The sequence below is a fragment of the Blautia sp. HCP3S3_G3 genome (assembly GCF_052063365.1).
Lineage (GTDB): Bacteria > Bacillota > Clostridia > Lachnospirales > Lachnospiraceae > Blautia_A.
In genome coordinates, this window is record NZ_JBQHXR010000084.1 from 1 (window position 1) to 383 (window position 383).

The 383-nt window shown below is 41.3% G+C and carries 2 protein-coding genes; one reads left to right on the forward strand and one right to left on the reverse strand.

From position 1 onward, the window contains the following. The coding region (locus tag ACTNEW_RS16370) for a helix-turn-helix domain-containing protein (RefSeq protein WP_441062875.1) at nucleotides 1-157 on the forward strand (157 nt) is incomplete at its 5' end. Between the two features lie 4 nt (nucleotides 158-161). On the opposite strand, the gene ACTNEW_RS16375 is transcribed toward ACTNEW_RS16370, so the two are convergent. Further along, nucleotides 162-383 (reverse strand): hypothetical protein (locus tag ACTNEW_RS16375; protein ID WP_441062873.1); only part of this gene is annotated, 222 nt, incomplete at its 5' end.

A 383-nucleotide genomic window follows, 5' to 3' on the forward strand; every position in this document is an offset into this window, starting at 1 on the left:
AGAGTTACAGGAAATTCTTGGAGTCAGCAGACCGACAATATATAACCTTCTGAAGAAAAATGAGTTCCGGTGGATCCAGCTGGATGGCGGAAAGTACCGTATTTCCAAAAAGAGCTTTGATGACTGGCTGGATAAGCTGCCGGAATCTTCCAACTAATCTCCTATCCGGATGAAAAATCGACTCTCCGCTCCGCTTCGGTCGGTGCTAAACGAATGCCACTGGCATTCAGCACCCTAAATTTTTTTGAAAAAGTGCGGTATGGTATGGGAAGAAGGAGCTTCTTGTATAATTCAAATATAAGGAATTCCGAGAAAGAAGGTTGAGAAAAAAATACCTCAGAGTAAAATAAGATTACTGACTTTGCACGGTTAGTAAAAAATCT